2 protein-coding genes are annotated in these 6,166 nt (G+C 59.3%); both read right to left on the bottom strand.

Annotation, left to right across the window (positions count from 1 at the left end):
- Positions 1-30: 30 nt before the first annotated feature.
- The gene (locus KVT38_RS20770) at positions 31-2,079 is read right to left on the bottom strand and encodes a peptidoglycan D,D-transpeptidase FtsI family protein (RefSeq protein ID WP_217595659.1); all 2,049 of its coding nucleotides are present in this window, start codon (positions 2,077-2,079) and stop codon (positions 31-33) included.
- A 153-nt stretch (positions 2,080-2,232) separates the two neighbouring features.
- Positions 2,233-6,166: S-layer homology domain-containing protein (locus tag KVT38_RS20775; RefSeq protein WP_217595660.1), on the bottom strand; the 3,934-nt coding region annotated here is incomplete at its 5' end.

The raw sequence follows: 6,166 nt of genomic DNA on the forward strand, positions 1-6,166 counted from the left end.
GCGAACCCGGCCCAGGCTGATACGGAACTCTTAAGGCTGCTGCGTCATGTCGATCGTCTCGTTCGATCCGAGCGGCGGTCTCGGACCCGCGTCCGTAAGTCCCACCTCGGCGTCGTAAGCGTCGAATATTTTGCGCGCGATCGGCGCGGCGCCCCAGCCGCCGTAGCCGCCGTCCGGCACGATGACCGCGACAGCGAGCTTCGGCTTGTCTTGCGGTGCGAAGGAGATGAAGACGGCGTTCTCGACGAACTTGCGCTTGCCGACGCCCTGTTGCTGCGACGTACCGGTCTTGCGGTAGAAGTCGTAGCGCACGTTGTCGAAGCCTTCCACCTTAACCTGCGCCATGCCATTCTCGATCGTTCTCCAGTACGAATCCGGCAGATCGATCTTGTTCAGCACCTCCGGCTTCATCGTCGTCACGACGTTGCCTTCCGCATCGGTCGTGTGGTCGACGAGCAGCGGCTTCATGCGCTTGCCGTGGCTGGCGAGCGTGGCGGCGTACTGGGCGAGCTGCAACGCCGTATATTTGCCCTGTTGCCCGAAGGAGGCGTAGATCATCGCGGACTGGTAGCTGTCCCGCGTCGCGCTGTTAAAGTAATCAACGATGCCCGGCGATTCCTTCGGAAGCCCGCTGCCGGTCTTGACGCCGAGACCGAATTCCTTCATATGCTGGTCCCAGATATCGACGCTTTTTTTCCCTTTGCGCAAATACAGCTCGTTGCCCACCATCTTGGCCATAAAGGCGTTCGAGGACTTGGCGATCGCCTTCGTTGGTGTAAGCACGCCGTTGTAGGCGCGGCTGGCGTTCTGAACCTCGGCTTGGCCGTCGCGGCCGAACTGGAAGTAGCCCGGATCGTTCCAAGTGGACGACGGCGTGATGAGCTTTTCCATCAGACCGGTCAATATCGTCAGCGGCTTCTGCGTCGAGCCCAGCGGCACGAGCGACGTCGGATGCTGCGAGCGCTCCTTCGGATCCTTGTACGGCGGGAAAACCTCGCGAATCGCGCCGTTGCCCATCGCGGGCGTGATCTCGTCGAGCTCCTCCTGGCTGATGCCGCCCTGCCACACATTCGTATCGTAGTCCGGCATGCTCGCCATCGCCACGACCTTGCCCGTCGCCACCTCGATCGCGACCGCATAGCCCGTCGTCGGCTGGGCGTCCTTCAGCGCCTTGGCCGTAGAAGCGCGGGTCGTCGCAATCTGGTCGAGGATCGCTTGCTGCGCGGTGAGCTGGACCTTGCGGTTGATCGTCAGGTACAGGTTCTGCCCTTTGACCGGCTTGGTCAGCTTCATGTCGCCGACGATCCGGCTCATGCTGTCGATCTGGTACGACTTGTAGCCGTTCAGGCCCCGCAGCTCCTTCTGGTACATGAGCTCGATGCCGTCGTAGCCAACATCCTCGGTATCCAGATACTTGAGTGCCGGGTCCGATTGGTCTTCGTTGATTTTTTTATAGAAATCGAGATTTTGCTTGGCGCCCTTCATCTTGGCCATATACCCGACCAACTGCGCGGCCACCCGATCGGGGCTGTACTGGCGAATGCTCTCCTCCACGATCTCCACGTCCGGATATTCGTCGCGGTGTTCGCTGAGATAGGCGATCTCTTCCTTCGTCAATCCCGACTTAATCCGGCGCTGCTGGAACGGCAGGTGCGTTCTGCCCTTGATGTCCATCGCCTTGACGACGTCCTCCGCCGTCATCGGCTCGGCGTTCGGGTCGCCCTTATCTTTGAAAAGCTTGACGAGCTTCGCGGCCAACGCCTCCGCCGTCTCCTGCTTCATGCCGGTCTTGAGCGTAAAATAAAGAGACTGCGTCGAGATCGAGTAGGCGATAGGCTGCCCTTTGGAATCGTAAATGTTGCCGCGGATCGGCGGGATGGACACGCCCTTCGTGATCAGGCTCGTCTGTCGCTCCTTGAGGCTTGGACCTTCAACGAACTGGAGATACGCCAACCGCACGATCAGCATGGAAAATAGAAGAAAAGTGAGCATGAAAAAAACGTTCAGCCGGATGCTGAAGTGGCGGCGGTTGCGTACTTCCTTTTTTTTCTGCTCTTCTGTCTTGACTTCGGCGTTCATCTCGAAGCTTCCCTCCCGGCTCGGACTCTCTATCATTCTAGCACAAATGAAGCCGAGGAACAGATGACCGTACTCCTGCATCATGTGATGTAGTATGGCAAAAAAAGCACCGGCCGCCGCTCATGGAGAGCAGGGCTGGTGCATGCATTGAATTTAAACGATCGTCTCGATAAACCGCTGCAGAATGGCCGCAACTTCCGCTCGCGTCGCCGTTTCCTTCGGCGCGAAGCTGTTGCCGCCGCGACCGGTGAAGATCCCGGCTTGCTGACCGTACAGAACGGCCTGCCGCGCCCAGGCTTCGATGGCCGCTGCGTCGGAGTAATCAGGCATCGCGTCTGCGGCAATACTCGTATCCGCTTTGATGTATTGCGCGAAGCGATAGAGCATCACGGCCATTTCCTGACGCGTCACCTGACGGTCCGGCTCGAACCGATTGCCGCCCACGCCCTGAATGATGCCGCTGCTCGCCGCCCAATCCAGATAAGCGCCGTACCAGCTGTCGTAATCTGCGTCCGTGAAGACATGGGCGCTGCTCGCAGCTAACGGACCGTAGCTTCTCTCGTACAAGCGTCCGATAACGGTCGCGAGCATGGCGCGGGTCATTCCGGCGTTCGGAGCAAATTTCAGATCGCTGACACCGAGGAAGATCTCGCGCTCGGCGACGAAGTCGATATAAGACTTGCCCCAATGGCTCGCGATATCGGCGAATGTCTTGCCGTTATCCTGGAATTCCACCGTCTTGCCGGCAGGCGCAATGTACTTCATCGTGCCCGAAGCGTCGGAAGAGAAGCCGATGAATACCTTGGTGCCGCCATCATAGTAGAACGGCAGTCCGACGATTTTTTCTTTTGCAAAAACGGCTTTGATCGTATGCGCCTCCGTCACATTGGAGAACGCATAGCTGCCGATTTTGCCCACGCTTTTGCCGTCCACCGTCACATCGGAAATCACATATCCCTTATCTGGCGTAATCGTAAAGGTCTGACTGCCGCCGCGAGACACCGCGATATTCCCCGCAGGACTGATGCTGCCCCCTGCATCCGCGCTTGCTGTGATGAGCACGCTGCTTACGGTTACGGGGCCTGGAGGCGAGTCGATCTCGCCATAGGCGACCGCATAGGTCGAGAAGTTCTGTGCCCATACGATAATCTGGTTGCCTGCCAGGTCGAGCATATAGCCTTCCGAAGACGGCGTTGCTGCGGAAAGGGCGAGCTGCGTCAACTTTTGCGCCGCACCGTCATGGTAACGATACACCGTGACGTTGGTTTTGTTCGAAAGATCGTACGGAACGATAATTTTAAGCAGACTGCCTACCGTAGACAGCGCGGTGCTGGTCGTCTGGTTGGACGTATCGATCCGCGTTTTGGTCAGCGTCATATCCAGATACAGGTCGAAGCTTTGTCCACCCGCCAGATTCCGCAGATCGGAAGCGCCTGTCGCAGTGGCTGCGTCCTGCTTTTCCACGCCTAGCGTGATCTTGACCGACCCGCCGTCGGCGACAAGCTGCTGATCGTCCGCCGTATAAGCATGCTGCGTATCGGCGAACAGATCGTTCAGGCCGTCTACGACGACGCTCGGCGTGTCTCCCTTGATGACCAGCGCGCTGTTCTTGTTGCCTCTCGGCAGCACGATGAACCGCGGACTGAAGTCGTAGTCCTGATCCTTGACCGTAACGGCAACGGTAATGATCTGATCAGCTTTAGTGACGATCAGGTTATAGGTGCCGTTCGGCACGCCTGTGACTTTGAAACGCCCGTTCGCATCGGTCGTAGCCGTCGAACCGATCTGAACGTTCCCCTTCATTACCTTGACCGCCGCGCCGGTGCTGTAGTTAGCGTCCAGCGTATCGTCCACCACTGTGCCAAGGACGCTATAAGTACCGTTCGGCGTAAAGAGCAGCGTTACGGCCGTTCCTGCGAGCGCGGATTCGGTGGCCGATATGCGTACGAGCACCGTATGCGTGCCGGTTAGATTCGGCGCGTTCTTGCCGTCGTACTTCACATAAGATCCCGAGTCGATCGCGAACTCCATACCGGCGCCGAGACCTGCAATGGCGTTAGCGATATCGTCGGCCGTTACATTTGGCGCTGCTGGACGAGACGGGATGCTCAGTGTCTGCGGCGCAGAGTCGGTCGTCGTCGTGCCGTTGCCGACCTTGACGACGGAGATCGCCTTGCCGATCCATGCGGCCTGAAGTTTGATTTTACCGTTGCTGTCTGCTGTGACGCTTATACCTTCGATCTTATAAGAGCGTCCCGGCTTAAGACCTGTCAGCACTTCGTCGCTATAGGCGATCGCTGCGGCAGGTGTCATTTCCGGAATAATGACAGCTGTATTCGTTACCTGAGCCGTCGTTTGGCCGAAGTGAACGACCTTTCCGGCCGCGTCGACTTCATATACGCCGATCTTGTCGCCGTTTCCTGCAGGCACCAGACCGTCGATCGGCAGATCTGTGTAGCCGCTCACTGTGTCGCCGACGTTCGGTACGAACACAGTAAGGCCAGTAAAATTGAAGTATACCAGCTTGTGGCCGTCCGGCAGCGTCTCGGCCACTTCGATTTTCGTCTTGCCGTCGTTCTCCGCGCCCGTCGGATCGCTCGACGTCACCGTCAGGCCCGAAGCAGGCACCGGCGTTACTGGCTCGTCCGTCGAGACGGCCGTCGTTTGGCCAAATTGCACGACCTTGCCGGCTGCATCCACTTCCGCTACGCCGATCTTGTCGCCGTTCTCAGCGACAACCAGACCATCGCTTGGCAGATCCTCGTAGCTTGGCAGCGTATCGCCGACGTTTGGAATCGTCACTGGGCCTGCGCCGAAGTTGTAGTACACCAGCTTGTGACCCGTTGCCGGTGCCGGCGTTGCTTCAATCTTCGTCTTGCCGTCGTTGCTCGCGCCGGTCGGGTCCGTCGACGTTACCGCCAGGCCATTAGCAGGCACTGGCGCTGCGGGTTCGTCCGTCGAGAAGGCCGTCGTCTGGCCGAAGTGCACGACCTTGCCGGTCGCATCGACCTCGGCCACGCCGATCTTGGCTCCGTTCACGGCGGTTATCAGGCCTTCGTTCGGCAGATCTGTGTAGTCGCTCAACGTATCGCCGACGTTCGGTACCGTCACCGCACCCGTGCCGAAGTTGTAGTACACGAGCTTGTGGCCACTTGGCACCGTCTCCGTCACTTCAATCTTCGTCTTGCCGTCGTTGCTCGCGCCGCTCGGGTCCGTCGACGTTACCGTCAGGCCCGTCGCCTGCGTCGGCGTTGATTCGGCAGTGACGTTCGCCGACGTCTGGCCGAAGTGCACAACTTTGCCGTCTGCGTCCACTTCCGCCACGCCGATCTTGTCGCCGTTCTCGGCGACAACCAGACCTTCGCTTGGCAAGTCCTCGTAGCTTGGCAGCGTATCGCCGACGTTTGGAATCGTCACCGGGCCTGCGCCGAAGTTGTAATACACCAGCTTGTGGCCCGTTGCAGGTACAGGCGTTGCATCAATCTTCGTCTTGCCGTCGTTGCTCGCGCCGCTCGGGTCCGTCGACGTTACCGTCAGGCCATCGGCAGGCACCGGCGTTACAGGCTCGTCCGTCGAGACGGCCGTCGTTTGGCCAAAGTGCACGACTTTGCCGGCTGCGTCCACTTCCGCCACGCCGATCTTGTCGCCGTTTGCGGCGGATACAAGACCATCGCTTGGCAGGTTCTCGTAAGTTAGCAACGTATCGCCGACGTTTGGAATCGTCACTGGGCCTGCGCCGAAGTTGTAATACACCAGCTTGTGACCCGTTGCCGGTGCCGGCATTGCTTCAATCTTCGTCTTGCTGTCGTTGCTCGCGCCGGTCGGGTCCGTCGACGTTACCGTCAGGCCCGTCGCCTGCGTCAGCGTTGGCTCGGCCGTCACATTCGCCGTCGTCTGGCCGAAGTGCACGACTTTGCCGGCTGCGTCCACTTCCGCCACGCCGATCTTGTCGCCGTTCTCGGCGACAACCAGACCTTCGCTTGGCAGATCCTCGTAGCTTGGCAGCGTAGCGCCGACGTTTGGAATCGTCACCGTGCCTGCGCCGAAGTTGTAATACACCAGCTTGTGGCCCGTTGCAGGTGTCGGC

The organism is Cohnella sp. GbtcB17, assembly GCF_019091135.1.
Lineage (GTDB): Bacteria > Bacillota > Bacilli > Paenibacillales > Paenibacillaceae > Cohnella.

Excerpts from the sequence above, each read along its gene's own strand:
- KVT38_RS20770 (WP_217595659.1), bottom strand. The coding sequence starts at position 2,079 with ATGAACGCCGAAGTCAAGACAGAAGAGCAGAAAAAAAAGGAAGTACGC.